Origin of the sequence: Rhodoluna sp. (genome assembly GCF_036721215.1) — a bacterium.
Taxonomy (GTDB): domain Bacteria; phylum Actinomycetota; class Actinomycetes; order Actinomycetales; family Microbacteriaceae; genus Rhodoluna.
Genome location: NZ_DAIMLM010000001.1, coordinates 42,782 through 68,781 on the forward strand (window position 1 = coordinate 42,782; position 26,000 = coordinate 68,781).

The following is a 26,000-nucleotide window of genomic DNA, read 5'->3' on the forward strand; positions in this document are numbered from 1 at the left end:
TTAGAAGTGCCAAGGATACGGCGCCCAGTTTGGAGCGCGCTTTTCCAAGAATGCGTTTTTGCCTTCAGCTGCTTCTTCAGTTGCGTAAGCCAGCCTGGTTGCTTCGCCTGCAAACAGCTGTTGTCCGACAAGGCCATCATCAACTGCATTCATCGCATACTTCAGCATTCGAATCGAAGTGGGTGACTTTCTCATTATTTCTGCAGCCCATTCGAGTCCTACTTTTTCCAAGTCTTTGTGCGCTACCGCAAGGTTCACTACCCCCATGCTCACTGCTTTCTTGGCGTCATACTCTTGGCCTAAGAAGAAGATTTCTCGAGCAAACTTTTGTCCAGCCTGGCGGGCTAGATAGGCGCTTCCAAATCCACCATCGAAGGATCCAACATCCGCATCAGTTTGCTTGAACTTGGCGTGCTCGATGCTTGCGATGCTGAGATCGCAAACCACGTTCAATGAATGTCCGCCACCTGCTGCCCAGCCTGGGACCAGAGCAATGACAACCTTGGGCATAAAGCGAATCAGTCTTTGGACCTCGAGGATGTGAAGGCGGCCTGAGTATTCAGGGTCTAGGTTCTGCTCATCATCGGCGTACTGGTATCCGTCCTTGCCGCGAACCCTTTGATCGCCGCCACTAGAAAACGCCCAGCCACCATCTTTTGCGGATGGGCCGTTACCGGTTAGCAAAACAACGCCGACTTTTGAATTGGTTCTGGCGTGCTCGAGGCTAGCTGCGAGCTCGTCTACTGTTTTGGGTCTAAAGGCATTGCGTACTTCAGGGCGGTTAAAGGCAATTCGCACCACGCCCAATGAGTTGTGCTGGTGATAAGTGATGTCTGTCTGCTTCTCAAAACCTTGCACTTGGTGCCAAATGCTGGCGTCGAAAAGCTCAGAAACTTGATTTGCCATGCTTCTAGACTAACAATGTGAAACCTCGCCTGAATGACTTAGTTGCTACCGCCAAGGTTGTGAGCATTCCGCTACGCACCAAATTCCGCGGACTAACTGAGCGAGAGCTGCTGGTCTTTGAAGGCCCCAATGGCTGGAGTGAATGGGCGGCCTTCACTGAGTATGAAGATGAGGAAGCCGCCTCCTGGTTACAAGCAGCCATCGAGTGGGGCTATGAATCGGTTCCGGAACCTGTAAGAAAACTGGTTCCCGTAAACGCCATTTTGCCTGCGGTTCCAACTGAAGAAGTGGCCAAAGTGCTCGGCCGCGCAGGAAAGTTTGCAACTGTGAAGATCAAAGTAGCGGACCCAAAACAAACCACTACTGACGATCTTGCTCGAATTCTAGAAACTAAACGGTTATACCCCGACGCTAAGTTGCGAGTAGATGCTAATGGTGGATACAAAGTTCATCAGGCGCTAGAGCTGCTCGCGGAGCTACAAAGTAATTCAATTGATCTTGAATTCTTTGAGCAGCCGGTTGCAACAATCGCCGAACTAGCTGTACTTCGAATTGAGATGTCTAGGCGCGGGCAAAAAGTATTGGTTGCCGCCGACGAATCAGTTAGGAGAGCTTCCGACCCGCTGGCTGTTGAACTTGCGGGAGCTGCCGACTTACTTGTTCTAAAAAGTGCCCCTCTTGGCGGAATCAATAACGCGCTAGCTGTTGCCAATTCTTCAAAGCTTAGAATCTGCGCCTCAAGTGCGATGCAGTCTTCAATTGGTTTAGCTGCTGAATTGCACTTCGCTGGCTGTCTTCCGGAATTAAATTATGACGCTGGACTTGGAACGGGCTACCTTTTTGGTGGGGATCTAACTACTGACCGCTTGATTCCAGAAAATGGAATCCTTGAACTTCGTCGACCAGAGATCAATACTTCATCGCTTGAGATATTGAAGGCAGAAGATCACGGGTATGACTGGTGGATCGCCAGGTTGGAGCGATGCTCCAGAATTCTTGGCTTAGAGTCCTGAGTAAACGTGCAACCCTTTGAAGAACATGTTCACAATCGTGAAGTTGAAAACAACCGCAGCAAAACCAACAAGTCCTAACCAAACCGCACGCTTACCTGTCCAACCTCTTGTTGCATTAGCGTGTAGGTAACCGGCGTAGATTGTCCAAATTATAAAAGTCCATACCTCTTTGGTATCCCAACCCCAGTAGCGGTGCCAGGCACGCTCTGCCCAAATTGCGCCTGCAATGAGCGTAAAGCTCCAAAGAATGAAACCAACAATGTTGAATCGATAGGCAAGTTGCTCGAGAGTTTCTTTCTTTGGAAAGATTCCCATCACACGCTTGAAGTTTTCAACTCCTTTTGATTTTGCTTTCTCAACCCAGTTCGCGGTCTTTAGTAGATAGGCAGCTGACAGTGCTGCTGCGATGCTAAAGAAAGCCGTTGCCATAAGTGCTACCAAAACGTGAATCACGAGCCAGAAGCTTTGTAGTGCTGGCATCAGCGACTGAACCTCAACATAAAGCAGCGAGACTGCGGTGCCAAGTACCAACAGCACAAATCCAACGACGAAGGTTGCCATAATTCGAACTTCTGGAACGCGCATAGAAATCAAGAAAACCATCATCAATATCAAGGCACCGGTTATTGAGTACTCGTAAAGATTTGACCAGGGAACTCTAGAGGCGGCAATTCCTCGGAGAATTACGCCAGCGGCCAAAACCAGGGTTGCGATGACTGCCAAAGAAAGCCCGACGCGCTCTAGAGCCGATGAGGCCTTGACCTCTTTGACTTTCTTGCTAGCGGCTTTAGAAAGGTGCCAACCCGATACCAAGAAAGCTGCGGTGAAAACCAGCATGGAAGCAAAAACCACCAGTAAAGAGGTCTGGGACAGGCTTTCATTTAGGACGACGGAGTTCATTTACTTCCTTTTTTTATCTCTTGTGTCAATTCTCTAACAACTTCTTCAAGTCTTGGATCCTCGCGCTTGGAAAGTGCAGCGACCTCAAAACCTGAAGCCGTGCTCTTAACCCAAACTCTTCGACGGGGAGTAATCAATCCAACTATGACTCCAGCCAAAGCAAGGAGTGAAAACAGCAAGACCCAGAACTGACCGGGGTTGTGTGCGATGTCTAGAGACGCAAATCTCTTAATGCCATCAAAAGTTACAGTGCCTAGTCCGTTTGGGAGATCCTTGGTTTGGCCCAGCTCGAGCACTACTCCAGGGGTTGGTGCATCCCGTCCTGCAACCTGAGTGAGTCGGTCAGTATCAAGTGCATAGACGTTTAGAGACTGACCGCTATCTAATCCAAGATCACCGGTGTAAACATTCATCGTAATCAGTGGGTTCACAATCCCAGGAAACATCGAAGTGTAAGCACCGGTTGAAAGCTCTGCCGCAGTTGGATAGAAGAAGGCAACAATTCCAATTTGCTCTGGTTGATTATCTGGGACCTTGATGATTCCAATCGAAGTCATGTTGTTATCTTGAGGAAGAAAAACAGTCGCACCGGAGTAGCTAATGTCGCCATTGGCATCTCGAACGGTGATCTCAGGTGCGTAGCCGTGCCCTGTTAGATAAAGGCTTGCACCTGGCTCATCCAACGGGGCATTTACCTGGATTACCGAGGTTACGCCTGGATCTTCAGGGGAGGTTTTTCGGGTAACGGTGGCACGAAAATCTAGCGGGGCTCCAATGTTGGTTTCATTGGTGAAGTCATAGTCGACTTCAAATTTTTCCAAAGTTACGCTGAGTGGTTTCAAGGTCTCTGGGTTAAAAAACAGACCTGGCGACAAAGAGTCAAAGCCTGCGAGGTTGTTCACAAAAGTGTCCCCCTCAGCCAACACTCTTTGGCCTGAGAAGCTGTAGCCGCCACCAACGCCGACAGCAATCAACACTCCAACTAAAGAAAGATGAAAAACCAAGTTTCCGGTTTCGCGCATGTAGCCCTTTTCAGCGCTGATTGAGTTACCACGCTTGATAACTCGGTAGCCTCTGCCCTTTAGGATCTTCATCCCTACCTGAACCGGGTCTAGGCCCTTTGGGGTAGTGGACTTTTGATATGCAGGCATGCGAGATAAAGATGTTGGGGTCTTGACTGGTTCTTGACGCAGAGCGTCATAGTGCACTTTGGTTCTTGGAAGCACACATCCCACCAATGAGGTGAAAAGAAGGATGTAAATTGCCGAGAACCAGATTGATCCGTAAACATCAAAAAGTTGGAAGAAATCTAGAACCGGTGCTAGCTCGGGGTTGTTATCAAAAAACTGCGCAACGCCATTTGGATCGGCAGAGCGCTGCGGATAGATCGAACCTGGTACCGCTCCAGCTGCCAAAAGCAGAAGAAGTATGAGAGCGGTTTTCATGCTGGTTAGTTGTCTCCAGATCCATCTGGACCAACCAGTTAGTCCTATGTCAGGAGCGTCATAGCGCTGGGGTAAAGACACCGAACACCCCCTGAAGCCAAGAAGCGAATCCGATCCAGAGACCGGTAGCTAGTGCGATACCAAGAACAATCAAAACAACTCCACCGGCGATGTTGAAAGTTCTGATGTGTTTTTTCACAAAACTTACGGACTTGGTAGCCCAACCAAACCCGGCGGCAATTGCAATAAAGGGCAATCCGATTCCAATTGAATACAAAAACGCCAGCAATGCGCCACGACCAGGTGAACCGGCATCAGAGGCAAGAGTAAGTACAGCTGCAAGAGTTGGACCAATACATGGCGTCCAACCTAGACCAAATGCCACACCCAATAGCGGTGCTCCAGCCAAACCAATCTTTGGCTTCAGAGAAGTTTTGAAAGTTTGCTGCAGGAATGAGAACTGACCGATTAGTACCAGTCCAAGCAAAATAATGATCACTCCAAGCACCTGCTGCACCCAAGCCAGGTTGTTGATGTAGATCAACATTCCGATTCCACCAAACAGTGCCCCAAATGAAACAAACACGACGGTGAAACCAAGCACAAATAGCAACGAACCGATAATCATTCTTGATTTTTTGGCAGAGCCATCAGCAACACCAGTGATGTACCCAAGGTACCCAGGAACCAGTGGCAACACGCATGGTGAAACAAATGAAATTAGACCTGCTAGCAATGCAAGTGGCATCGCCGCAAGAAGTGAACCGTTTAGAACTATTTCAGCGGGATTCAATTTTTCTCCCTGACCACGGTCTTGATTAGTTCTTCCAGAATTCCTTTATCAATTCTTCCAAGAACTCTCGCAGAAACATTCCCTTCGGAATCAATCACCAAAGTTGTTGGCACAGCTTGGGGTGTTACTACACCGGTGAATCCCAAAACAACAGATCCGGTTTTGGCATCCATCACCGATGGGAAATTCAGATCTACTTGTCTTGCAAAAGCTAGGGCTGTCTCAGCTGTGTCTCTAACGTTGACACCAATGAACTGAACTTCGTCGGAAAGAAACTGATCTTGTAACTCAATTAGCTCGGGCATCTCGACTCGGCACGGTGCACAACCGGCGTACCAAAAGTTCATGACCGTGATTACCCCAGTTAGTTGATCGCTTGAAAGGTTGTCTCCACTTTCACTAACCCCAGACCAATCAGCAGCTTTTGGTCTTGAGCCCAAAGAAAATTCGGTTACTGTGCCATCTCCTGCGATGTAGTTCTTGTTGTCACCTTCGCGGAACTGTTCGGCCAGTGAATCGGTAGCGCAGCCGGAAGAGGTTAAAACAAATACCGAAAGCATCAACAAAAGGACTGCTTTTTTCAAACAGCACCCCGATCGGTTGCCTTCATGCGAAGTGGCTTAGCTGGGTCTTGGTAGGAGACCTCGCGTAGGGAGCCTTCGCTGAATTCAAAGCTTGTAATGCTCGAAAGATCACAGCGTCTTTGGCGCGGGTCGTGAGAGAGTCTTTGTCCCTGGCTGAAGCGGTGCACCATCCATATAGGTAGCTGGTGACTCACCATTACTACCTCGCCTGAGGCAGTTTCTGACCAGGCTCTTTCCATTGCGCCCACCATCCGGCGCTGGATCTCAAGGAAGGGCTCTCCCCAGGATGGTCGGAAAGGGTTGTGAAGCTGAAGCAAGAATCTAGGGTTTCGAACGATGGTTTTCAGGCTCACCGAGTGACCTTCAAAGATGTTATCTGGCTCGATGATTTCGTCTTCTACTTCAACTGGAACATTGAAGCGTTCAGCAATTGGCTTTGCTGATTCGAGAGTTCTTTGAAGTGGAGAAACCAAGAGCCTAGATACTTTGGCGCCGCTGGATCGGATGTGGTCGGCTGAGACTTCGGCCATTTGGTGCCCCAACTGGGACAAACCAAAGTTTGGCAAACGCCCATAAAGCACACCATCGGGGTTGTGTACTTCCCCGTGGCGCACCAGATGGATACGGGTTGCGGGCATAACACTAAGTCTACCCTCCGCTAAACTTGGGGCCTAAGCCAGAATAAGAAAGCAAATTTAATGCGCGAGAGACACTTAGTAAAAGACCTAGCGGCCATGAAAGATGGTCCTGTCGTCCTAGGTGGTTGGGTTGAAAAACTCAGAGACCAAAAACGAATTCAATTCATCATTCTCAGGGATGAGTCAGGCGACGTTCAGGTCACCTACCCAAGACCCCAGGATGAAGATGCACTGGCCGACAAAGTTTCGACTGTTACCAACGGAAGCTTCATTTGGGTGAAGGGTCGCCTGGTTCACGACGAACGAGTTAAGCTCGGCGGTCTAGAAATCCAGCTGGATGACCTAGAGATCGTCACTCTTTCTGAGCCAGAGACCCCGATTGCCGATGACACTTCGATTGACAAGAGGCTGGATTGGCGCTTTCTAGACATGCGTCGACCAGAGATGAATCTGGTTTTCAAGGTTCAAACCACCATTGAGGCAGCTTGGCGAAGCTACTGGCTAGCAAACGGTTTCACCGAAATTCACTCCCCGAAGCTGATGGCATCAGCTTCGGAGTCCAACGCGGAGCTATTCAAGCTCGAGTACTTTGAGGGTTTCGCTTACCTGGCCCAATCACCACAGTTTTATAAGCAGATGGCCATGATGGCAGGGCTTGGAAGAATCTTTGAAATCGGTCCAGTTTTCAGAGCGGACCCTTCCTTTACTTCACGTCACGCGACTGAGTTCACATCAATCGACATGGAAGTTTCTTGGATTGATTCCCACGAAGACATTATGAACATACAAGAAGAGCTCATGGTCGCTGCAATATCTGCCGTCAAGGAATCTCATGGCGAAGAAATCAAGAGACTATTTGATATCGAAGTTGTTGTTCCAACTAAGCCTTTCCCAAGAATCCCACTTGAAGAAGCTGTGGACATCGTGAAAGCCCGCGGTCATGAGGTAGTTCGCGGTGGCGACATGGACCCAGAAGGTGAAAGACAAATCGCGGCTCATGTTGCCGAGACTTTCAACCACGAGTTTGTTTTTCTAACTGACTACCCATCCACCGTTCGTCCGTTCTACCACATGAGACACGAGGGAAACCCCGAGCTCACCAAGAGCTATGACTTGATCTGGCGTGGAACAGAAATCACTACCGGTGCCCAGCGTGAGCACCGCGTTGATGTTCTTATCGAGCAAGCTAAACAAAAAGGGCTTGATCCAGAAGGTCTAAAAACTTACATCGACTTTTTCCGTTACGGTGCTCCAACCCACGGTGGCTTTGGAATGGGATTGCTTCGCGTAATCATGCTGATGTTGCATCAGCCAAGTATTCGTGAAGTTGGTTTCTTGTTCCGTGGACCGAACCGACTAGAGCCCTAACTAACAGCTTCTTCGAGAGCTGCGAGCAGGCGAATTGGATCGATTCGCCAGTAACCATGGGTTTTTCCATTTATTTGCAAAACGGGTATCTCCTCGCCATAAAGATTTAGTAGCTCCTGATCTTCCAAGATGTTGATTTCATAAATTTGAACCTGAATGTTGGCAGCCACACCAGCGTGAACGCTACGAAACTGTGAAACTACCGTTTCTACAACCATCCTGGCTTCATCGCACAGATGACAGCCCGGTTTGGTCAAAAGCTGGAGAGAAATTACTGTAGCCACAGGTTAAACTTAGCGGGTGTCCAATAAAGCTAAATCCGCCAAGAAAGAGCAGCACAAGCTAGCTGCTGCTTTCTTTGATGTCGACAACACCATCTTGCGCGGTTCAAGCAGCTTTCTATTTGGTAAATCTGCTTTTGAAAGAAAGTTCTTCAGTAGAAAAGACTTTTGGCGCTTTGCCTGGCACCAATTTGTGTTTATCTGGAAAGGTGAAAACAACACCAAGCTAAGCGCCCTAAAGGATCGAGCTTTGTCCCTTGTTGAAGGCCAAAGAGTTTCTGATCTTCAAGAGCTCGTTGATGAGGTTTACGAGAAGCACATCAAGCTCAAGCTTTGGCCAGAAACCGTAAGGCTTGCTAAAGACCACATCAAACAGGGCAGAGAAGTTTGGTTGGTTACCGCAGCTCCCCAGGAGCTAGGCGACGTGATCGCTCACGAGCTTGGTCTAACTGGTGCCATCGGCACCAAGGTGGAGAGAAAGAACGGAATACTCACTGGGAAATTAGTTGGGAAACCTATTCACGGTGCTGAGAAGAGAAAGGCCCTAAAGGCCCTTGCTAATGATAGAAACTTGAGCCTGAAACGCTCTTATGCCTACAGCGATTCACAAAATGATCTTCCGATGCTAACTGCTGTTGGACATCCGGTTGCAGTTAACCCAGACAAGATTTTGACGAGATACGCGAAGGCAGCAGATTGGCCGATTTACGATTTCAAGAAGCGGGAACTAAAAGCTAACCGCGAATAGCGCGGTTACTTCTTATTGCGACGCTGGTGGCGAGTCTTGCGAAGTAGCTTGCGGTGCTTCTTCTTAGACATACGCTTGCGACGCTTTTTTATTACTGAACCCACAGAAACCTCATATATTTTCTAGCCCAATTGGGCAACTTAGCTAGCTTAGCTGTTGCGCTTGAGGCGCTCAACTTCGGCATCGATGTCAGCCTCAGTTATGGGCTTATTGGAAAGCTTTCCATAGGCGTCAAGCGCTGTAAATACTGCACCGATTCCCATTCCAAAAATGACCCATATTGGCCAGTAGTAGCCGTCTGGGGTGGTGAAGAACCACACTCCAGTTGTAATTGCAGTCACGATTAGGTAGACCCACATGTACTGCTTAAAGTCTTCACGTTTCTTGAGAAGCTTTGCTGCGTGCTTTCTCATTTCGCTGTCGCTGGCTGGTTGACTCAATGTTTTCTCCCTGTTCAGGTCTAGTTTAACATCGAAAAAGTGTCTTTACTAGACTTACTTGCATGACACAGAACCAACCATACCGCCTGCTTAAACGACATGGTGAATTTGAGCTTCGTGACTACCCTGCAGGAATGCAGATAGAGACAGAAGTCTCCGGCGACTTCATCAACGCAGGGAGCATTGGATTTAGACCCCTGGTGAACTTCATAAGTGGTAACAACAGGGCAAGACAAGCGATCGCAATGACCGCACCTGTGATTCAGGAATCAGTGACAAGCAGCAGGCATAAGGTTCGGTTTGTTATGCCTGAAGAAATGGACGAGTCTAATACTCCCTCACCTGCAGACTCAAAAGTAAGCGTCGTTCGAGTGCCGGCTCACTTGGCGGCTGCCAGAAAATTTGGTGGCTCCTGGAACAAGGAAAAGTTCAACAACGAAGGAACGAGGCTGCTGGAGGAAGTTGCCAAGGCTGGTCTAGTGCCGGTCGGCAACCTTTACTGGTCCAGGTTCGATCCACCCTGGAAGCCAGGATTTCTTAAACATAATGAGGTACTGATTCGCGTCAAGAAAGTAGGTTCAAAAAATGGGAACTAAAGCTACCGTTTTGTTTGTTTGTGTTCACAACGCTGGCCGCTCACAAATGGCCGCAGGTTACCTAAAGCATCTTGGCGGAGAAAGTGTGCAGGTGTTGTCGGCTGGAACAGATCCAGGAACGCAAATCAATCCCATGGCAATGGCCGTAATGCTTGAAGAGGGGATTGATTTATCGTCTTCCGTGCCAGAGAAGCTTTCCGATGAAAAAGTTATTGCTAGCGATTACGTGATCACGATGGGCTGTGGCGACGCCTGTCCATATTTCCCAGGTAAGACTTATCTTGATTGGCCATTGGATGATCCCAAGGATCAGCCAATTGAAAAGGTCCGAGAAATTAGAAACAACATAAAGTCAAAAGTTGAAGCGCTCTTGGAGAAAATTACTTCCCAGCCTTGATGCGTGCTTTTACAGTCTTGACAATTCTTTTTGCGTCTTTTTGAACGCCCTTTACTTCTTTTTGGGCTTCAGTTTTCACGTCTGCCAGCATCCTGCCAAGCTGCTTTCCAAGTTTCTTTGGGTCAATATCAACATTTGCACTGACTTGACCTGAAACCCATTTGGTTCCAGTAGAAACTGCGCTTCCCACCTTGCCACCAAGTTCAGTTACTTGTTGCTCAAGTCTTGCAACCGCCTGCGACTCAGCTACCTTGGCAAACCAAGTCAAGTAGGGCGTGAAGCCCTTGGCGTTTATTGAATACTTCTTGCTGGTGCCAGAGCCGGTTGAGCGAACCAGTCTTGCCTCAACAAGTATGCTCAGCTGCGCTGTTACTTGCTCCGAGGAAACCTTGCTGGCTTCAGCTAGCTTCGAAGCAGTCGAAAACGGAGTTTTGGCTAGGGTCTCAAGGACTAAACGGGCTTTTGGATTTGCTAGTGCTTTGAAAATGTCGCTCATGGTTTAACTCTACCTAACTCTTTTGCCCTGGCCAACGCCGCTTCAGTTGCTTCAATGAAAACTCGTTCTAGATCTGCAGCGTCGAATCTTCCTGTTGCTTGCATAGTAGTTCCGTTCGGAGAAGTTACTTGCTGCCTTAGTTCTTCTGGAGAGCTCGAAGAAGTTGCGAGCAAGGTTGCTGATCCCAGGAATGTTTCTTTCACCATTAGGCTCGCCTCTTGCTCGCTAAATCCAAGAGACTTGGCCGCGGTGATGAGTTTTTCGGCGAAGTAAAAAACGTAGGCTGGGCCGGAGCCAGATATTGTGCTGAGAGCATCGATTTTGCTCTCATCAACAACCAGGACTTTACCCACGCTTGAAAAGAGCTCAACGGCTAGATCTAGTTGCTTAGCCGAGACATTGGAGCCTTTGCTAATCCCAGTAACTCCCAAGCCCACAACTGATGGAGTATTTGGCATAGCCCGAATAACGGCTGCATTACCTGATAGCTGCTCTTCCATGGCTGCGGTAGTGATGCCAGCGGCAACGGAAACAACTAAGCAGCCTGGCTTTAGAACTGACGCAACATCTTTTAGGGTCTCAAGAATCAAGTTTGGTTTCACAGCCAAGATAACTAGGTCGGCATCCTTAGCTGATGAGGAATTCGCTGCTGAGTCTGATTCCAAGGCGGTTGCTTGGACACCATGGTTAGAGGAAAGAGCGTCTGCAGTGGCTTTGGACTTGGTAGTCACTCGAACATCAGCAGGGCTAGTTCCTGCAGCAAGCAGCCCGCTGAGAATGGCTTTACCCATCGAGCCCGTGCCAAGGATTGCTATCTGCTTTGTTTCCATGGTTTAAGCCTAGGCCCACATCCTTATCGGTGGGTCAGGGTAAGTTTGGAAGCTATTGGAGGATCATGGCAAAGACCAAGGCAGAGTTTTCTTGCGTGGAGTGTGGCTGGTCCACAGCTAAGTGGGTTGGCCGTTGCGGCGAGTGCCAAGCATGGGACACCGTTCAACTAACTGCCGTTGGTGCCGGAAGAGGCACGGGTATCGCGCGCTCCATAAAGCCCGCTCTAATCGGTGATGATTTTGCTGCCAAGCCAATCACTGAAATTTCTACCGATAGCGTCCATTCAAGACCAACTGGTGTTGGAGAGTTTGATCGAGTTCTAGGCGGCGGCATTGTTCCGGGAGCTGTTGTTTTGCTCTCCGGTGAACCAGGTGTTGGTAAATCAACCCTGCTGCTAGAAGTTGCTGCGAACAGTGCTAAATCGGGCCTTCGGGTTCTGTACGTCAGCGGCGAGGAATCGACTGGCCAAATAAAACTTCGTGCAGATAGAACTGGAGCCCTATCTGAGAATCTCTATCTCGCCTCAGAAAATGACTTGTCCACTCTGCTTGGCCAAGTTCAGCACTTGAAACCAGATTTACTGATTGTCGACTCGGTTCAGACCATACTCGCAGGTGAAATAGATGGAGCGGCAGGGATGCCTTCCCAGGTTCGCGAAGTTGCCGCAAACCTAATCCGCGTAGCTAAGGAAACTAATCTTCCGATAATTTTGGTTGGCCACGTAACCAAAGATGGATCAGTTGCAGGACCTAGGGCCCTCGAGCACCTGGTTGATGTGGTTTGTCACTTTGAAGGAGACAGGCAAACAAGTCTTAGATTCATTCGTTCCTTTAAAAATAGATTTGGACCAACCGATGAAGTTGGTTGCTTTGAAATGACTGGTGACGGCATCGTTGAGGTAACAGACCCAAGCGGCTTATTTCTTTCCAGAAATGAGACTCAAGTTTCCGGAACCTGCGTGACTGTGACTTTAGAAGGTAAGCGAGCTTTTATCTCTGAGGTTCAGGCTTTGGTCGTTAAGAGTTCAACTGCTCAACCCAGGCGAGTAACCAACGGGGTTGATGCGTCAAGAGTTGCCATGCTTTTGGCGGTGCTAGAAAGAAGAGCGGGGCTAAGGCTTTCTGAATTGGATGTTTATGTTTCAACCGTTGGTGGAGTAAAGATTTCCGAGCCTGCAGCTGATCTTGCCATCGCACTTGCTATCGCCTCGGCCATCAAGGACCAACCGATCTCACACGATATAGTTGCCTTTGGTGAAATCAGCCTTGCCGGGGAAATCAGAAAAGTAAATCAAGCTGTAATTAGGCAAAACGAAGCTAAGCGTTTGGGTTTCACAAAAGTGATTGACTCAAGCTTCACTCAGCTCACTAAAGCGCTGGCGGCAGGACTCAAAAACTAGTCCAGAACGAACTGCTGGTCGTTATTCGAAAGTTCTCCGTTGACTTCGGCTTCTACGTGGTAGCTAGCTCCGCCAGTCACAACCGCTTCTTGTTCTGGTCCGCAACCAGTTGAGCTTGACGCAACTTTTTCCCATGGCTGAACTGGGCTAGTGCTGGTCTGACCTGCGTTTAGAACTACTTCGCTATCTGTTAGTCCTTCACGATCACACTGTCTTGAAGTCCAGATTTGTTGGTCACCGGATTTGATGGTGAAGTATTGAACTTTTGCACCGACGTTGAATTTGCAGTCCACAGAATTTGTGTTGGTCAAAGTGAACCAAATGTGTGGGGTTTGGTCGGCGCTAAATTTGTTCATTAGGGCACCTTGGCTATCGCCAACCTGAGCCATAACTGAAACTGTTCCTGGGGGGCAGGGTTCACCGGCCTCAACTACGACACTGGACTCGTTTAGTCCTTCAGGTAGTGGAGTTGGTGTTGGAGTCTGTGACGCTCCGATCCATGAACCCACGGCGTTCACGCCTGCCCATACAAGGCCAACAATCACAGCAAGAATTAGTGCAGTAGCGATGCGACGTCTGCGGTAAACGGCTGGAGAAAGTGTTCTTCGTGTTTGAGACATTCCTCTAATTTACTTGGAGAGGTTTCAGGCTTTGCCTAAGCGTGGCTGTGTTGCGCAAGATTTTTGCGAACCAAGCACTAGGGATAACAGCTCAGCGGCTAGCTTTGCTCACTTAGGCCTGTGTTTTCCTTTGCCTTTTCTAATGAAAACCCTCAATAGAACCAGATAAGTGATCCAGGCAAACACAATCTCAAAACCGACATTCATCAGAAAATCTGCGAACAGATGGTTCGGATCGGTCAGGATATCTATCCAGGAATCCATTGACAGCCTCTCATGATTACTGTGCTTATCTGTCTTGTGAGGATATCTTTAGTGACTAAACCGCTGCAGTGACAGGTTCTCTGAGCTTGCTTGCAAAAGTAAACTCTCCGTTGGCAAAGTCAACAACGATGTGGCTGGAGTTTTTCAACTCTCCCTGCAAGATCTGCTCGCTGATCCGGTCTTCGATTTCTCTCTGAACTGCTCGACGAAGCGGTCTTGCACCAAGGGACGGCTCGTAACCAATTTCCATTAGACGCTCTTTGGCTTTCGTGGTCAGCTCTAGAGTTAGGTCTCTTTCCTCTAGGCGAGTAGCTAGGCGCTTGATGAAAAGCTCAACAATCTGCAGTAGTTCAACTTGTGAAAGCTGAGGGAACACGATTGTTTCGTCAACGCGGTTTAGGAACTCCGGTCTAAAGCTGCGCTTTAGCTCTTCGTTGACCTTAGCCTTCATCAACTGGTAGTCGTTTTCGCTAGAGCCTTCCAAGCTAAAGCCCATGGCTCCGCGAGAAATGTCCCTGGCACCCAAGTTGGTGGTCATGATGATCACGGTGTTCTTAAAATCAATTACTCGACCCTGACCATCGGTTAGACGACCTTCTTCAAGGATCTGAAGTAGTGAGTTGAAAATATCAGGGTGGGCCTTTTCAATCTCGTCGAACAACACAACGGAGAATGGCTTGCGCCTTACTTTTTCGGTTAGCTGGCCACCTTCTTCGAATCCAACAAATCCTGGAGGGGCACCGAACAACCGAGATACGGTGTGCTTCTCGCCATACTCTGACATGTCCAGGGAGATAAGTGCGTTCTCGTCGTCAAACAAGAACTCTGCCAATGCTTTAGCAAGCTCTGTTTTTCCAACACCGGTTGGTCCAGCAAAGATAAACGAACCAGATGGGCGCTTTGGATCTTTAAGTCCTGCACGCTGACGACGAATAGTTTTTGAAAGAGCAGCAATAGCTTCTTGCTGCCCGATGACGCGCTTGTGTAGCTCGTCTTCCATAAAAATCAGCTTCGCGCTTTCTTCTTCGGTGAGCTTGAATACTGGAATACCAGTTGCCTGAGCCAGAACTTCAGCAATAAGTCCTTCGTCAACGACTCCCGCAGCTGCCACGTTTCCCTTGCGGAACTGCTTTTCTAGTTGAGCTCGTTCTCCGATAAGTTTCTTTTCCTCATCGCGCTTTGAAGCAGCTAGTTCAAAGTCCTGGTTCTCGATTGCCTTTTCTTTTTCAACTCGAACGCCAACGATGCGCTCTTCGATCTCACGAAGTTCTGGCGGCGAAGAAAGAATTGAGAGTCTCAATCTGGCTCCTGCTTCATCCAGAAGGTCAATGGCCTTGTCCGGTAGGAACCTATCGGTTACATACCTGTCTGAAAGTGAAGCTGCTGCAACGATTGCACCATCGGTGATTGAAACCTTGTGGTGAGCCTCGTAGCGGTCACGAAGACCTTTCAAGATGTTGATGGTGTGTGGCAAGCTCGGTTCGTTTACCTGAACTGACTGGAATCTGCGAGCTAGAGCTGCATCTTTTTCAAAGTGCTTGCGGTATTCGTCCAAAGTCGTCGCACCAATTGTCTGCAACTCGCCTCGAGCAAGCATCGGCTTCAAAATTGATGCTGCATCGATTGCACCTTCAGCGGCACCGGCACCAACAAGAGTGTGGATCTCATCAATGAAAGTAATGATGTCTCCGCGGGTGCGAATCTCCTTGGTAACTTTCTTTAGTCTTTCCTCAAAATCACCACGGTAACGGCTACCTGCAATCAAGGAACCAAGATCTAGTGTGTAAAGCTGCTTGCCCTTAAGGGTTTCTGGAACGTTACCTTGAACGATGGCTTGTGCCAATCCTTCAACTACTGCAGTTTTTCCAACCCCTGGTTCACCAATTAGAACTGGGTTGTTCTTGGATCTGCGAGAAAGAATCTGCATAACGCGTTCGATTTCACGCTCACGACCGATAACTGGGTCTAGCTTTCCTTCGGCAGCAGCCTGAGTTAGGTTCTTGCCGTACTGGTCAAGAATCTGTGAGCCCTTTTGCGGTGCAACTTGCTCGCCACCAACCTGAACGGTTTCTTTTCCTTGGAATCCAGAAAGCAGCTGAATCACTTGCTGGCGCACGCGGTTAGTGTCTGCGCCTAGGCGAGTAAGCACCTGAGCGGCAACACCTTCACCCTCGCGAATAAGACCCAAAAGCAAATGCTCTGTCCCGATGTATGAGTGGCCTAATTGAAGCGCTTCGCGAAGCGAAAGTTCAAGAACTTTTTTGGCGCGTGGGGTAAATGGAATATGACCAGATGGAGCTTGCTGACCCTGACCGATAATTTCCTGAACCTGATCACGAACGGAGTCGAGGTTAATTCCAAGAGACTCGAGAGCCTTAGCGGCGACTCCTTCTCCCTCGTGAATAAGACCCAAAAGAATGTGCTCGGTACCGATGTAGTTGTGATTTAGAAGCTTGGCTTCTTCTTGGGCCAAGACGACAACTCGCCTTGCCTTATCGGTGAATTTCTCGAACATTTCTTGGCTCCTTATGACGCCGCAAATAACGTCTAGATAAAGATGTTAACCAGCCACGAGGCCCCTTTGGGGGCTTGTTCGCCCTAGGCGTTAGGCAGCTTTTTGCGCTTGGCCCGCTCTTCAGCTTCTATTTCGGCATAAACCTTGCGCTCTGTGGAGTCGGCCCTAAAGATGGCTCGCATAACGATGTAGAAGATGATTCCCATCAGAATTGGCGGCACTGTGGACATGGCAAAATCTGCAACCCATTCCAGACCAGTTAGTTCTGGGGTTTCTACGTTTTCCATAATTACTTGACCAACGGGAACAAGATTGTCTCCCGGATTCCGAGTCCAGTTAGGGTCATCAGCAATCGGTCGATGCCCATTCCCATTCCACCAGATGGCGGCATTCCAAACTCCAAAGCGGTTAGGAATTCCTCATCGAGCTTCATGGCTTCTGGGTCACCAGATTTGGCAAGTGCCATCTGAGCCACAAATCTTTCGCGCTGGATTACTGGGTCCACAAGCTCCGAGTAACCAGTTGCTTGCTCATAGCCGCGGATGTATAGATCCCACTTCTCAACTACGCCTGCCTTATAGCGGTGATCGCGAGTAAGCGGTGAGGTGTCAACTGGGAAATCCATTACGAAGGTGGGTCTCACAAGCCCCGGCTTCACAAAGTGCTCCCATAGCTCTTCGACGTACTTGCCCTGAAGTGGGTGATCGATTTCGATTCCCACCTTGTCGGCAATTTTCTTTAGGTCTTTCATGTCAGTAGCCGGAGTGATCTCTTCTCCAGCTGCAGCAGAAAGCGAATCAAACATCGAAACGCGGTCCCATGCACCAGAAAGATCGTTCTTTTCGCCGTTTTCTAATTCAATTACCTGGGTGCCAAAAACATCCTGCGCCGCATTTTGAATTAGCTTCTGAGTCAGATCAGCCATGGTGTTGTAATCACCGTAGGCCTGGTAGGCCTCGAGCATTGCAAACTCCGGTGAATGAGTTGAGTCAGCGCCTTCGTTTCTGAAGTTGCGGTTGATTTCGTAAACTCTTTCCAACCCACCAACAACAGCACGCTTCAAAAATAGCTCTGGTGCGATACGAAGGAATAGATCAACATCGAATGCGTTCATATGTGTTTTGAATGGTCTGGCCGATGCGCCACCGTGCATAACCTGAAGCATTGGTGTTTCTACCTCTAGGTAGTTGTCTTGGTCAAAGGTCTTACGCATCGACTGCATGACCTGCGAGCGAATCTTCACTACTTCCCTGGCTCGGTCACGAACGATTAGATCGATGTACCTATGACGAACACGGAACTCTTCAGAAAGTTCGTTATGCATATTTGGAAGAGGTCTAATTGTTTTTGCAGCCATCTTCCAGTTTTCAACCAAGATGCTTAGTTCACCGCGCTTTGAAGTGATAACTTCACCTTCAACAAATAGGTGATCTCCTAGATCAACCAGTTCTTTGTATTGCTCAAGGGATTCCTCACCCACCTTGTCGAGACTGACCATCGCCTGGATTCTTTCGCCGTCGCCAGCTTGCAATGTGGCAAAACAAAGCTTTCCGGTGTTACGGGCAAAAACTACTCGACCAGAAACTGCGACTTTTTCGCCGGTTGAAACATCGATTTCCAAGTTCGGAAACTTGTTTCTTACTTCTCCGATGGTGTGAGTGATTGGAAGTGAGACCGGGTAAGCGCTTCCCGTTTCTTGAAGTTTGTCGCGCTTAGCGAGGCGAATGGCAATCTGCTCGGGGAGGTCTTCTGCCTCGTTCTCGAGATTCTCGCTCATCTTGCTCCTAGAAAGTGATTGACCTATTGTCAATCAGTCGAACATTGCCCACCTCTGCAGCAACAATCATCAGTGCCTGGCCAGTGAAACCATCCTCCAAAGCTTCAAAGGATTCTGGATTCACAAGCGCCAGATAATCAAGTTTAGCCTCTGGATTTGAACTAAAGACTTTCATTGCCTCACTAAGTGCACTTGAAATTCCTTCGCCAGAGGCTGCGCACTTGTGTGCTTTATCAAGAGCTTCCGATAGCGACAGCGCGACCTGCATCTCACTCGAACTAAGCCTTTGGTTCCGGCTCGATAAAGCCAAGCCAGTTGATTCTCTAATTGTTGGGCCTTCGACAAGTTGTAACTTGCTACCCCAGTCAGAGTTTTTCTCCTGTTGTAGCATCCTTCGGATCAAGAACAGTTGCTGGGCATCTTTAGCTCCAAAGACTGCAACATCAGGGCTAACGATCTCGAACAGTCTTGCAACAACCGTGAGCATGCCATCGAAATGTTCTTTTCTTGCCTGACCCTCAAAGATATCTCCAATTGGTCCAGCGGAGTGGGTGTTGACTTTGCCATTTGGATAAATCTCTTCAACGCTGGGCAAGAACAAAACATCTGTACCGGCAGATTCCAAAGCGGCAGTGTCAGCCGCTTCGTTCCTTGGGTAAAGATCAAAATCCGATGCCGAATTGAACTGCAGTGGATTCACAAATATCGAAGCAACAACTAAGCCTGATTGCTTTTTGGCTATTTCAACTAATGACAAGTGGCCCGCGTGAATCGCACCCATGGTTGGGACAAAGGAGATTTTCTTGCCGCTCTGTCTTGCGTTAGCTAACTCGGTGCTTAGCTCAGACACGGTGCGAATGGTTTTCATTTACTGCTCATCCAGTAGTTCAGTTGGGTCAATGCTTCGGTGACCCTTGGAAAGAGCTTGGTCCACGGCGCTTTCGATGACTGGCGCAATAACAAGTGCCGGGTTTTCAACTCCTGCTTGCTCAAGTAATCCAACAGCCTGGTTCACAATCATCGCCGAGAAATTACTGGCAACCTCAATTGCCTCGAAGTAGCTATCGCGACCAGAAGCTTCGATGACTATCGGCTCGGCCCCCATTTCAATAACGAGCGCCTGAGCTATCGGGAGTGCTACCGGTGGAGCGCTCACGGCGAAGTAGCTTTCTTTCATGCGGCGAAGATCAAGGCTTGTTCCGGTGAAATGCATCGCAGGATGAATAGCTAGCGCGATAGCGCCTTGCGCTGTTGCCGCCTCTAGAATCTCATGGCCATGGTTAGGCGCAAAGTGAACAACAAGCTGTCCTTTGCGCCAGGCATTTGATTCAGCCAGGCTTACGGCAGTTGACTCGATTATGTTTTCTGGAACTGCTAGCAGCACTAAATCTGATGCAGCAAGAATGTCGTCATTTGATAGAGACTTTGCGGTTGGGAACAAGTGCTCCAGTTTGTCTGTCGAGTCCGATTGATCTTTCGGCAGAGCAACGACCAGGTGTCCTGCTTCTTGCAAGGCTGTTGCAATTGCTATTCCTATCGCGTCTGCGCCCACAAGGCCGATGTTTAGTCTTCCCTGTTTCAATTGCTCACCATCTGATCTGTCTGATTGTCTTTGGGCTCATCGGGTAGTCGACATATTTGTTCCGACACAATCGCAGCAACGGTAAGTACCAAGCTTGCAATCAGGCCAAAACTGTTTTGAACTAGTGCTTGAGTAAAACTAACAGGCAAACTCAGCTGGGCAATCATTGCCCCTAAATGCCAGCCCACAAACCCCGAGCCAGTTAGGGCACTTGCCTTTGCGAGCAGAAGAACTCTAACTGCATAAAACGGATCAACTCTTTTGGGTCGTGGTCCTTTTGTGTATTGCGATAAGGACGACTTGTACCGCCAGATGGGAACAGAAAGTCCCAAAAGAATCAGCGCGATTGCCGCTAGGGTTACCAAAAGATTAGTTGGCGAAGCTGGAACGGCCATGCCGTTAGCAACAAGCAAGCGAACCGCAAGAAAAGAAAGCACTGTAAGGCCAAAAACAACTACCAATACCTGGCTTAATTTCGTCGGCTTCATTTTTGTAACCAGACTTGATTCTTGATTGGCTCTACTAAATCAGAAACTTTTCCGAATCCAACTAGCTGCGCCTCACCATCCATAAGAGACCAAGGAACTAGCACGAATGCTCGCTCGTGAGCTCTTGGGTGTGGCAGGGTTAGGTTCTTTGATTCTTGCTTTTTGTTTTCATAGGTGATGATGTCAATGTCCAGTGATCTTGATTCCCACCGTCGTTCTCGCACCCGACCGTGAGAAAGTTCAATTTGCGATGTAGCTTCAAGAAGCTTTTTAGGACTCAGCTTGGTGGCAATTTTTACAACACCGTTTAGGTAGTTGGGTTTTGATTCATCAAGACCCGATTCAGTGACGGCAATTGACTCCACGAGTGGAGATTTTTCCAAGACACGAATCTTTGGATGAGCGCCAAGTTGCTCGATTGCCGAGTGGATTGTTTCTCCACGGTCTCCAAGATTGGAACCTAGCGCTAGAACTGCAATCTTCCAACCAAACATCAGTCTGGTTTCTTGGCGCTGGCTGTCACCGCAACTGTGTCAAAGAAAAGATCTATCGGGGCATCAGGTTTGGAAACTGTGACTTTTACCTTTTTAGCCCATGGGCTGGCGGCAAACAAAACCTCATCGGCTAGTCGCTGAGAAAGTGTTTCCAAAAGATTGACTGGGTTTTGGCCCACGTTTTTTGAAATTAGTTGAGCAATCTCTGCGTAGCTAACGGTGTTGGATATGTCGTCAGTGGCAGCAGCTCTGTCGCTGTCAATCCAAATCTTGGCATCGACAATAAAGTATTGGCCGTTTTGCCTTTCTTGCTCCATGACACCATGGTGGCCAAAGATCCTCAGTCCTCTAATTTCAATTTTCTGGGTCATGGACTAACTCTGCCCACCAGTATCTTCATTTGCAACTGCAAGGGCTTCGACCACTTGAATGGCGTCCACAGTGGTCGAGACGTTGTGCACTCGAACTCCCCAAAGCTTTCGCTGTAGCAGCAGCGCCGTCAACACGGCGGTAGCCAAATCTCGCCTCTGGTTACTGACTTGTCCCTGGCTATCTGGCTCCAGAGCACCTGCAATAAAGCGCTTTCTTGATGCTCCAACAAGTATTGGTAGATCTAGTTTTTCAAGTTCATCCAGCCTTGCAACCAGATGCCAGTTCTGGGTTATGTCTTTTGCGAATCCGAGACCTGGATCAATAATCAGCCGGTCCCTGGAGATACCCGCATCAATAGCTTTGCTGACTCTAGCCCGAAGCTCTTTGGCAACATCCGCAGCAACGGATTCGTAATTGTTCAGGGAGTCCATAGTTTCGCTGAAGCCTCGCCAGTGACTAATGATGAATTTGCAACTAAGAGGTTGCAGGGCTCGAAACATTTCTTCATCCGCTAACCCGCCAGAAACATCGTTAACAATTGTTGCTCCCGCCTGCACGGCCAAAACTGCTGTTTCACTGTTCATGGTGTCGATACTGATTTGGGCGCGGCTTGAAACAAAGTTTTCGTTGGACATCAAAGATTGAATAACGGGAATTACCCTGGATTGTTCCACTTCGATTTTGACTCTCAGGGCACCAGGCTTGGTGGATTCTCCACCTAGGTCAACAATGTTTGCACCTTGCGATACAAGTTCAAGAGCGTGAGCTAGTGCGTCATCTGCGCTTAGAAAGTCTCCGCCATCGGAGAAGGAATCTGGGGTGATGTTTACTACACCCATGATCAGTGGTCTTGAAAACGTCTTCACTTGGAAATCAGGGCCATAATCTCTTGGCGATCGATGGCCTGGCTGTATTTACCAAGAGCCTTCACGGTTACGGTGTTTGCCTCTGGCTGTCTGGCCCCTCTGGAGGCAACGCAGTGATGTCTTGCTTCAATAACTACAAGAACTCCTTCGGCATCCAGTCCCTGCTGAATTGCTTCAGCTATTTGAGAAGTTAGGTTCTCTTGAAGCTGAGGTCTGGCAGCAAGAACTTCAACCAGTTTAGGAATGCGTCCAAGTCCGACAACCCTGTCTTTGGGCAAGTAGGCAACGTGGGCCACACCAGTAAAAGGAAGTAGGTGGTGTTCGCAAATTGAAACCAGTTCAATGTCTTTAAGAATTACTACATCGTTTTGCTCTGCTGGAAAAGAGTCCTCTAGAACCTTTAGCGGGTCAACTCCAACACCCTTGAAAAACTCTTGGTATGCACCAGCAAACTTTTCTGGCGTAGCCATGAGCTCTAAGCGGTTGGGGTCTTCGCCAATTGCAGTGAGTAGCTCGGTCACCGCCTTTTTAATGCGATCTACATCAACCAATTACTTTTTCTTAACTACCCGTGTGGCTTTTTTGGCGGCGGGTTTCGTTTTCTTCTTGGAGGCCGCCTTGGCTGTGTCCTTCGCTGTTTGGGCATCAGCTTTTTTCTTTGCTGCAACCTTGGCTGTAGTAGAGCCCTTAGAAGGTATAGCGATTGGGCCCTTCTTGGATCCAGGCCTAGAAGCCTTAGAAAGCCAAGGCTTGCGCTTCGGGGATTTTTTGATTCCCTTGAAAATTCTTGCGATGTCATCTTGATTCAAAGTTTCTTTTTCCATCAACTCTTTGGCCATTACATCCAAAGCCTTGCGGTTAGCATTTAGTGCCTTGTAAGCCTCATCGTGAGCTGTGTCCAAGATCTTGCGAATCTCAAGATCGATCTGGTGCGCTACTTCATCTGAGTACTCACGCGCTTGTGCCATGTCGCGACCGATGAATACTTCGCCACCGCCTCCATAAGAAACGGTTCCGACCGAAGAAGAGAAGCCAAACAGGGTCACCATCTGTCTAGCAATTTTTGTTGCCTTCTCGAAGTCATTCGATGCACCGGTTGTTGGATCGTGGAAAACAATTTCTTCGGCAGCGCGGCCACCAAGGGCGTATGCAATCTGATCAAGCAACTGGTTTCTAGTTACCGAGTAACGATCTTCCGTTGGCAAAACCATGGTGTATCCAAGTGCGCGGCCTCTAGGCAAAATAGTGACTTTGGTCACTGGGTCCGAGTTGTTCATAGATGCGGCAACTAATGCGTGCCCCGCTTCGTGGTACGCGGTGTTTAGTCGCTCTTCGTCTTTCATTAATCGGGACTTCTTTTGTGGTCCACCGATTACTCGATCAATTGCTTCGTCAATGATTTCAGCAGTTACGGTTTTTAGATTCTCTCTGGCAGAAAGTAGCGCTGCTTCGTTTAGAACGTTTGCCAAGTCGGCACCGGTAAAGCCAGGTGTTCTGCGAGCAATTAGGGCAAGGTCAACATCTTCTGCAATTGGTTTGTTCTTGGCGTGGACCCTGAGAATCTGTTCACGTCCTGCAAGATCTGGTGCTCCAACACCAATCTGACGATCGAATCGTCCAGGTCTTAGCAGTGCTGGGTCTAGAACATCTGGACGGTTGGTAGCGGCAATCAAGATCACATTGGTGTCCGAATCGAATCCGTCCATCTCAACAAGCAACTGGTTCAGAGTCTGCTCGCGCTCATCGTTTCCGCCACCGATTCCAGCACCTCGCTGACGACCAACGGCATCAATTTCGTCAACAAAGATTATTGCTGGGGAAGCCTGCTTGGCTTGCTCGAACAAGTCACGAACCCTGGAAGCTCCAACACCTACGAACATTTCAACAAAGTCAGAACCAGAAATTGAGAAGAAGGGAACTCCAGCTTCACCGGCGACTGCCTTAGCAACCAATGTCTTACCGGTTCCTGGAGGGCCATAAAGAAGTACTCCTCGTGGAATCTTGGCTCCGAGAGCTTTGAAGCGCTCGGGTTTTTTCAAAAAGTCTCGGATTTCTTCTAGCTCTTCGAGAGCCTCGTCAATTCCAGCGACATCTTTAAAGGTGACTGTTGAAGATTCTTTGGTCACCATCTTTGCTTTTGATTTTCCAAACTGCATTACTTTTCCGCCGCCACCTTGCATTGAGGAAAGTAAGAACCAGAAAATCAAACCAATCAGAATAAACGGCAGCAGTGAACCTAGCAGTGCTAAGTACCAAGGAGTGTTTGGAACCTCGTCGTTATATCCATCGGCGATGGTTGCATTGGTGATTACTTCAACGACTTGGTCGCCTCGTGGGCCAACATAAAAGAATTGAACCTGAGAACCAAACTCTTTGTCGGGGTTGATTAGTTCAACATCGACTCTCTGATCACCGTCAAGAATTTTTACAGACTTAGCTTTGCCGGATTCGATTAGCTCAAGACCGTACTTGGTATCAACCTGCTGGAAGGTTTGGTTGTTTATGAGGCTGGTTCCAACTACCAAAATGAGGATGGCTAGAAATATCCAGACAAACGGACCTGAGAGGATTTTTTTGAGATTCATAGACTCCTAGGTTATCCCAGGCAGACTGACAGATTCCTAGGAATAGACAGCTGGCGAGAGAACCGCTACCCCAGGCAGGGTGCGGTACCGCTCGTTCCAGTCCAGTCCGTAACCAACCACGAATTCGTTAGGGATCTCAAAGCCAACCCAGCGCACATCTACTTCTACCTTGGCTGCATCTGGTTTTCTAAGCAGGGTTACTACCTGCACAGAAGCTGCACCGCGCGCTTCCAAGTTGGAGACCAACCAGGACAGAGTCAGGCCTGAATCAACAATGTCTTCAACAATTAGAACGTTCTTGCCCAATACGTCGGTGTCCAAATCTTTCAGAATTCGAACTACACCAGAAGAAGTGGTTCCTGATCCGTACGAAGAAACCGCCATCCAATCCATCTGCACCCGAGTCTGCAGCGCTCTGGACATATCAGCCATGAACATCACCGCGCCCTTTAGAACACCGACCAGCAAAAGATCTTTACCGGCGTAGTGGCTATCAATTTCTTTTGCCAGTTCCGCGACGCGTGTTTTTATTTGCTCTTCTGTAACAAGAACTTTTGTAATTTCCGAAGATACTGCTTCGAGATCCAATTACTTCTCCTGGGTGGCTTTTAGTGTGATGGTTTTACCTTTGCGCTCTACTCTAACGCCTGGAAGCGCTAGGGGCTTTTGACCATGCCAGTTCAAAACCAAATCTGCAACAGCCAAAACATGCACCCTAGATGAATCGACCCCGAAATAATCAATAGATGATTTAATCACACGGTTGCGAATTGCCTCCGGCAATTTCAGTAGCTCAGGTTGAGACAGGCTCACCGAGCGCGAACCAGTATTGGCAATTTTCTTGAAAGCTTTTGCTGCTACCTGACTTAGGTATTGATCGTCTTCTTGCAGCTGGCTGCTGGTTCGAATCAAGTTGCTGAAAATACCGTTGCCGAGTTGTTTCTCGAGAAATGGAAGGACGACTTTTCTAATTCGAACTCTAAGAAACTTGGGGTCCTTGTTTTGTGGATCTTGCCAAGGTGAAATCTTTTCATCTTTGCAAAACTGCTCAGTAGTTTGTCTCTCAATAGCGAGTAGTGGCCGAAGCAGTTTCCCACTTCTAGCGCTCATTCCAGAAAGTGATCTAGAGCCAGAACCCCTGGTTAGTCCAAGCAAAACTGTTTCTGCTTGATCGTTAGCGGTGTGGCCCAGAACGATGAAATCTGACTTGCTTTCGATGCGAATGCTTTCGAGTGCTTCATATCTTGCGTCTCTAGCGGCAGCTTCTGGTCCACCCTTGGTTCCAACTTTTACCTTTTTACTCCAAGCTTCAGTGATGCCAATTTGGTGAAGCTTTTTTAATGTTTGCTCGGTAACTTTTGCGGATACTTTTTGAAGGCCATGGTCAATAGTCACGGTCGCAACTTGCAGTTGCAGTTTTTTTGATTCAAATAGCGTTGCTGAGGCGAGGGCCAAAGAGTCCGCGCCTCCCGAGACGGCAATAAGCAGTTTTTGCCCGGGTTTGGTGTTTGCGGCTAGGACCTCGCGAACTGCGTGGCGGATTGCTCCCTGAGAGGGGCTAAGCCGCTTGCGTTGAGACACAATAAATCCTTTGATTAGATA

31 protein-coding genes are annotated in these 26,000 nt (G+C 48.6%); 6 read left to right on the forward strand and 25 right to left on the reverse strand.

The features are described from left to right. Window positions 1-906 (reverse strand): 1,4-dihydroxy-2-naphthoyl-CoA synthase, encoded by a 906-nt coding sequence (locus AC9UCN_RS00180; RefSeq protein ID WP_509522779.1) that lies wholly within the window; start codon window positions 904-906, stop codon window positions 1-3. 17 nt (window positions 907-923) lie between these two features. Between AC9UCN_RS00180 and AC9UCN_RS00185 the strand changes: the two genes are divergently transcribed. Next, window positions 924-1,919 (forward strand): o-succinylbenzoate synthase, encoded by a 996-nt coding sequence (locus tag AC9UCN_RS00185; RefSeq protein ID WP_509522780.1) that lies wholly within the window; start codon window positions 924-926, stop codon window positions 1,917-1,919. Here the strand turns inward: AC9UCN_RS00185 and ccsB are convergent. From ccsB to AC9UCN_RS00210, 5 genes are read right to left on the reverse strand one after another with little or no spacing between them, the layout of a single operon-like run. After that, window positions 1,908-2,819: a c-type cytochrome biogenesis protein CcsB gene (gene ccsB / locus AC9UCN_RS00190; protein ID WP_509522781.1), complete on the reverse strand. Its 912-nt coding sequence runs from the start codon at window positions 2,817-2,819 to the stop codon at window positions 1,908-1,910. The genes AC9UCN_RS00185 and ccsB overlap by 12 nt on opposite strands. After that, window positions 2,816-4,345, reverse strand: a complete 1,530-nt coding sequence (gene resB / locus AC9UCN_RS00195) for a cytochrome c biogenesis protein ResB (RefSeq protein WP_509522782.1) — start codon at window positions 4,343-4,345, stop codon at window positions 2,816-2,818. The genes ccsB and resB overlap by 4 nt, the downstream gene beginning before the upstream one ends. Continuing rightward, entirely contained in the window at window positions 4,323-5,057 is a 735-nt protein-coding gene (locus AC9UCN_RS00200) for a cytochrome c biogenesis CcdA family protein (protein WP_509522783.1), read from the reverse strand. The genes resB and AC9UCN_RS00200 overlap by 23 nt, the downstream gene beginning before the upstream one ends. Beyond that, window positions 5,054-5,641, reverse strand: a complete 588-nt coding sequence (locus AC9UCN_RS00205) for a TlpA family protein disulfide reductase (RefSeq protein WP_509522784.1) — start codon at window positions 5,639-5,641, stop codon at window positions 5,054-5,056. Before AC9UCN_RS00205 ends, AC9UCN_RS00200 begins: the two co-directional genes overlap by 4 nt. After that, entirely contained in the window at window positions 5,638-6,279 is a 642-nt protein-coding gene (locus tag AC9UCN_RS00210; protein ID WP_509522785.1) for a histidine phosphatase family protein, read from the reverse strand. Before AC9UCN_RS00210 ends, AC9UCN_RS00205 begins: the two co-directional genes overlap by 4 nt. 60 nt (window positions 6,280-6,339) lie before the next feature. Between AC9UCN_RS00210 and aspS the strand changes: the two genes are divergently transcribed. After that, complete coding sequence (gene aspS / locus AC9UCN_RS00215) at window positions 6,340-7,647, forward strand: aspartate--tRNA(Asn) ligase (RefSeq protein ID WP_509522786.1); 1,308 nt, start codon at window positions 6,340-6,342, stop codon at window positions 7,645-7,647. On the opposite strand, the gene AC9UCN_RS00220 is transcribed toward aspS, so the two are convergent. Then, window positions 7,644-7,931, reverse strand: a complete 288-nt coding sequence (locus AC9UCN_RS00220; protein ID WP_509522787.1) for a glutaredoxin family protein — start codon at window positions 7,929-7,931, stop codon at window positions 7,644-7,646. The two genes, aspS and AC9UCN_RS00220, sit on opposite strands and share 4 nt — an antisense overlap. 16 nt (window positions 7,932-7,947) lie before the next feature. On the opposite strand from AC9UCN_RS00220, the gene AC9UCN_RS00225 reads away from it, so the two are divergent. Further along, window positions 7,948-8,676: an HAD family hydrolase gene (locus AC9UCN_RS00225; RefSeq protein ID WP_509522788.1), complete on the forward strand. Its 729-nt coding sequence runs from the start codon at window positions 7,948-7,950 to the stop codon at window positions 8,674-8,676. 5 nt (window positions 8,677-8,681) lie between these two features. On the opposite strand, the gene AC9UCN_RS00230 is transcribed toward AC9UCN_RS00225, so the two are convergent. Together AC9UCN_RS00230 and AC9UCN_RS00235 are read right to left on the reverse strand one after the other, a co-directional pair. Further along, window positions 8,682-8,780 carry a 30S ribosomal protein bS22 gene (locus AC9UCN_RS00230; RefSeq protein WP_005504750.1) on the reverse strand — a complete coding sequence of 33 codons (99 nt, stop codon included), beginning with the start codon at window positions 8,778-8,780 and terminating at the stop codon, window positions 8,682-8,684. A gap of 45 nt (window positions 8,781-8,825) precedes the next feature. Beyond that, window positions 8,826-9,116, reverse strand: a complete 291-nt coding sequence (locus tag AC9UCN_RS00235) for a 2TM domain-containing protein (protein ID WP_509522789.1) — start codon at window positions 9,114-9,116, stop codon at window positions 8,826-8,828. A 62-nt stretch (window positions 9,117-9,178) separates the two neighbouring features. Here AC9UCN_RS00235 and AC9UCN_RS00240 point away from each other — a divergent pair, with 62 nt between their 5' ends. Both AC9UCN_RS00240 and AC9UCN_RS00245 read left to right on the forward strand, forming a co-directional pair. Beyond that, window positions 9,179-9,712 (forward strand): SOUL family heme-binding protein, encoded by a 534-nt coding sequence (locus AC9UCN_RS00240; RefSeq protein ID WP_509522790.1) that lies wholly within the window; start codon window positions 9,179-9,181, stop codon window positions 9,710-9,712. Next, window positions 9,702-10,109, forward strand: coding sequence for an arsenate reductase ArsC (locus tag AC9UCN_RS00245; protein ID WP_509522791.1), 408 nt, complete (start codon window positions 9,702-9,704; stop codon window positions 10,107-10,109). Before AC9UCN_RS00240 ends, AC9UCN_RS00245 begins: the two co-directional genes overlap by 11 nt. Here AC9UCN_RS00245 and AC9UCN_RS00250 read toward each other — a convergent pair. After that, the gene (locus tag AC9UCN_RS00250; protein WP_509522792.1) at window positions 10,093-10,605 is read right to left on the reverse strand and encodes an ArsR/SmtB family transcription factor; all 513 of its coding nucleotides are present in this window, start codon (window positions 10,603-10,605) and stop codon (window positions 10,093-10,095) included. The genes AC9UCN_RS00245 and AC9UCN_RS00250 overlap by 17 nt on opposite strands. Next, entirely contained in the window at window positions 10,602-11,435 is an 834-nt protein-coding gene (gene proC, locus AC9UCN_RS00255; protein WP_509522793.1) for a pyrroline-5-carboxylate reductase, read from the reverse strand. Before proC ends, AC9UCN_RS00250 begins: the two co-directional genes overlap by 4 nt. A 65-nt stretch (window positions 11,436-11,500) precedes the next feature. Between proC and radA the strand changes: the two genes are divergently transcribed. Further along, on the forward strand, window positions 11,501-12,835 hold the full coding sequence (gene radA, locus AC9UCN_RS00260) for a DNA repair protein RadA (RefSeq protein ID WP_509522794.1): 1,335 nt from the start codon (window positions 11,501-11,503) through the stop codon (window positions 12,833-12,835). Here radA and AC9UCN_RS00265 read toward each other — a convergent pair. The 14 genes from AC9UCN_RS00265 to tilS all read right to left on the reverse strand — a co-directional run bounded on the left by AC9UCN_RS00265 (window position 12,832) and on the right by tilS (window position 25,979). After that, window positions 12,832-13,455 (reverse strand): hypothetical protein, encoded by a 624-nt coding sequence (locus tag AC9UCN_RS00265; RefSeq protein ID WP_509522795.1) that lies wholly within the window; start codon window positions 13,453-13,455, stop codon window positions 12,832-12,834. The genes radA and AC9UCN_RS00265 overlap by 4 nt on opposite strands. 319 nt (window positions 13,456-13,774) lie before the next feature. Then, window positions 13,775-16,234 carry an ATP-dependent Clp protease ATP-binding subunit gene (locus tag AC9UCN_RS00270; protein ID WP_509522796.1) on the reverse strand — a complete coding sequence of 820 codons (2,460 nt, stop codon included), beginning with the start codon at window positions 16,232-16,234 and terminating at the stop codon, window positions 13,775-13,777. Window positions 16,235-16,317: 83 nt separating this feature from the next. Beyond that, the gene (locus AC9UCN_RS00275; protein WP_509522797.1) at window positions 16,318-16,521 is read right to left on the reverse strand and encodes a hypothetical protein; all 204 of its coding nucleotides are present in this window, start codon (window positions 16,519-16,521) and stop codon (window positions 16,318-16,320) included. Window positions 16,522-16,523: 2 nt separating this feature from the next. Beyond that, window positions 16,524-18,011, reverse strand: coding sequence for a lysine--tRNA ligase (gene lysS, locus AC9UCN_RS00280; RefSeq protein ID WP_509522798.1), 1,488 nt, complete (start codon window positions 18,009-18,011; stop codon window positions 16,524-16,526). A gap of 7 nt (window positions 18,012-18,018) precedes the next feature. Beyond that, window positions 18,019-18,879: a pantoate--beta-alanine ligase gene (panC, locus tag AC9UCN_RS00285; RefSeq protein ID WP_509522799.1), complete on the reverse strand. Its 861-nt coding sequence runs from the start codon at window positions 18,877-18,879 to the stop codon at window positions 18,019-18,021. After that, a complete protein-coding gene (locus tag AC9UCN_RS00290) occupies window positions 18,880-19,593 on the reverse strand; it encodes a DUF2520 domain-containing protein (RefSeq protein WP_509522800.1) in 714 nt (237 codons plus the stop codon). It lies immediately after the preceding gene. Further along, window positions 19,590-20,081, reverse strand: coding sequence for a DUF3180 domain-containing protein (locus AC9UCN_RS00295; RefSeq protein ID WP_509522801.1), 492 nt, complete (start codon window positions 20,079-20,081; stop codon window positions 19,590-19,592). Before AC9UCN_RS00295 ends, AC9UCN_RS00290 begins: the two co-directional genes overlap by 4 nt. After that, window positions 20,078-20,575, reverse strand: a complete 498-nt coding sequence (gene folK / locus AC9UCN_RS00300) for a 2-amino-4-hydroxy-6-hydroxymethyldihydropteridine diphosphokinase (RefSeq protein ID WP_509522802.1) — start codon at window positions 20,573-20,575, stop codon at window positions 20,078-20,080. The genes AC9UCN_RS00295 and folK overlap by 4 nt, the downstream gene beginning before the upstream one ends. Beyond that, window positions 20,575-20,946 (reverse strand): dihydroneopterin aldolase, encoded by a 372-nt coding sequence (folB, locus tag AC9UCN_RS00305; protein WP_509522803.1) that lies wholly within the window; start codon window positions 20,944-20,946, stop codon window positions 20,575-20,577. Before folB ends, folK begins: the two co-directional genes overlap by 1 nt. Window positions 20,947-20,949: 3 nt before the next feature. Next, window positions 20,950-21,813 carry a dihydropteroate synthase gene (folP, locus tag AC9UCN_RS00310; protein WP_509522804.1) on the reverse strand — a complete coding sequence of 288 codons (864 nt, stop codon included), beginning with the start codon at window positions 21,811-21,813 and terminating at the stop codon, window positions 20,950-20,952. Further along, window positions 21,810-22,364 (reverse strand): GTP cyclohydrolase I FolE, encoded by a 555-nt coding sequence (gene folE / locus AC9UCN_RS00315; protein WP_509522805.1) that lies wholly within the window; start codon window positions 22,362-22,364, stop codon window positions 21,810-21,812. The genes folP and folE overlap by 4 nt, the downstream gene beginning before the upstream one ends. Then, entirely contained in the window at window positions 22,365-24,398 is a 2,034-nt protein-coding gene (ftsH, locus tag AC9UCN_RS00320; protein WP_509522806.1) for an ATP-dependent zinc metalloprotease FtsH, read from the reverse strand. It abuts the gene before it with no gap. A 36-nt stretch (window positions 24,399-24,434) separates the two neighbouring features. Then, the gene (hpt, locus tag AC9UCN_RS00325; RefSeq protein WP_509522807.1) at window positions 24,435-24,986 is read right to left on the reverse strand and encodes a hypoxanthine phosphoribosyltransferase; all 552 of its coding nucleotides are present in this window, start codon (window positions 24,984-24,986) and stop codon (window positions 24,435-24,437) included. Beyond that, window positions 24,987-25,979, reverse strand: coding sequence for a tRNA lysidine(34) synthetase TilS (tilS, locus tag AC9UCN_RS00330; RefSeq protein WP_509522808.1), 993 nt, complete (start codon window positions 25,977-25,979; stop codon window positions 24,987-24,989). Window positions 25,980-26,000: the final 21 nt, after the last annotated feature.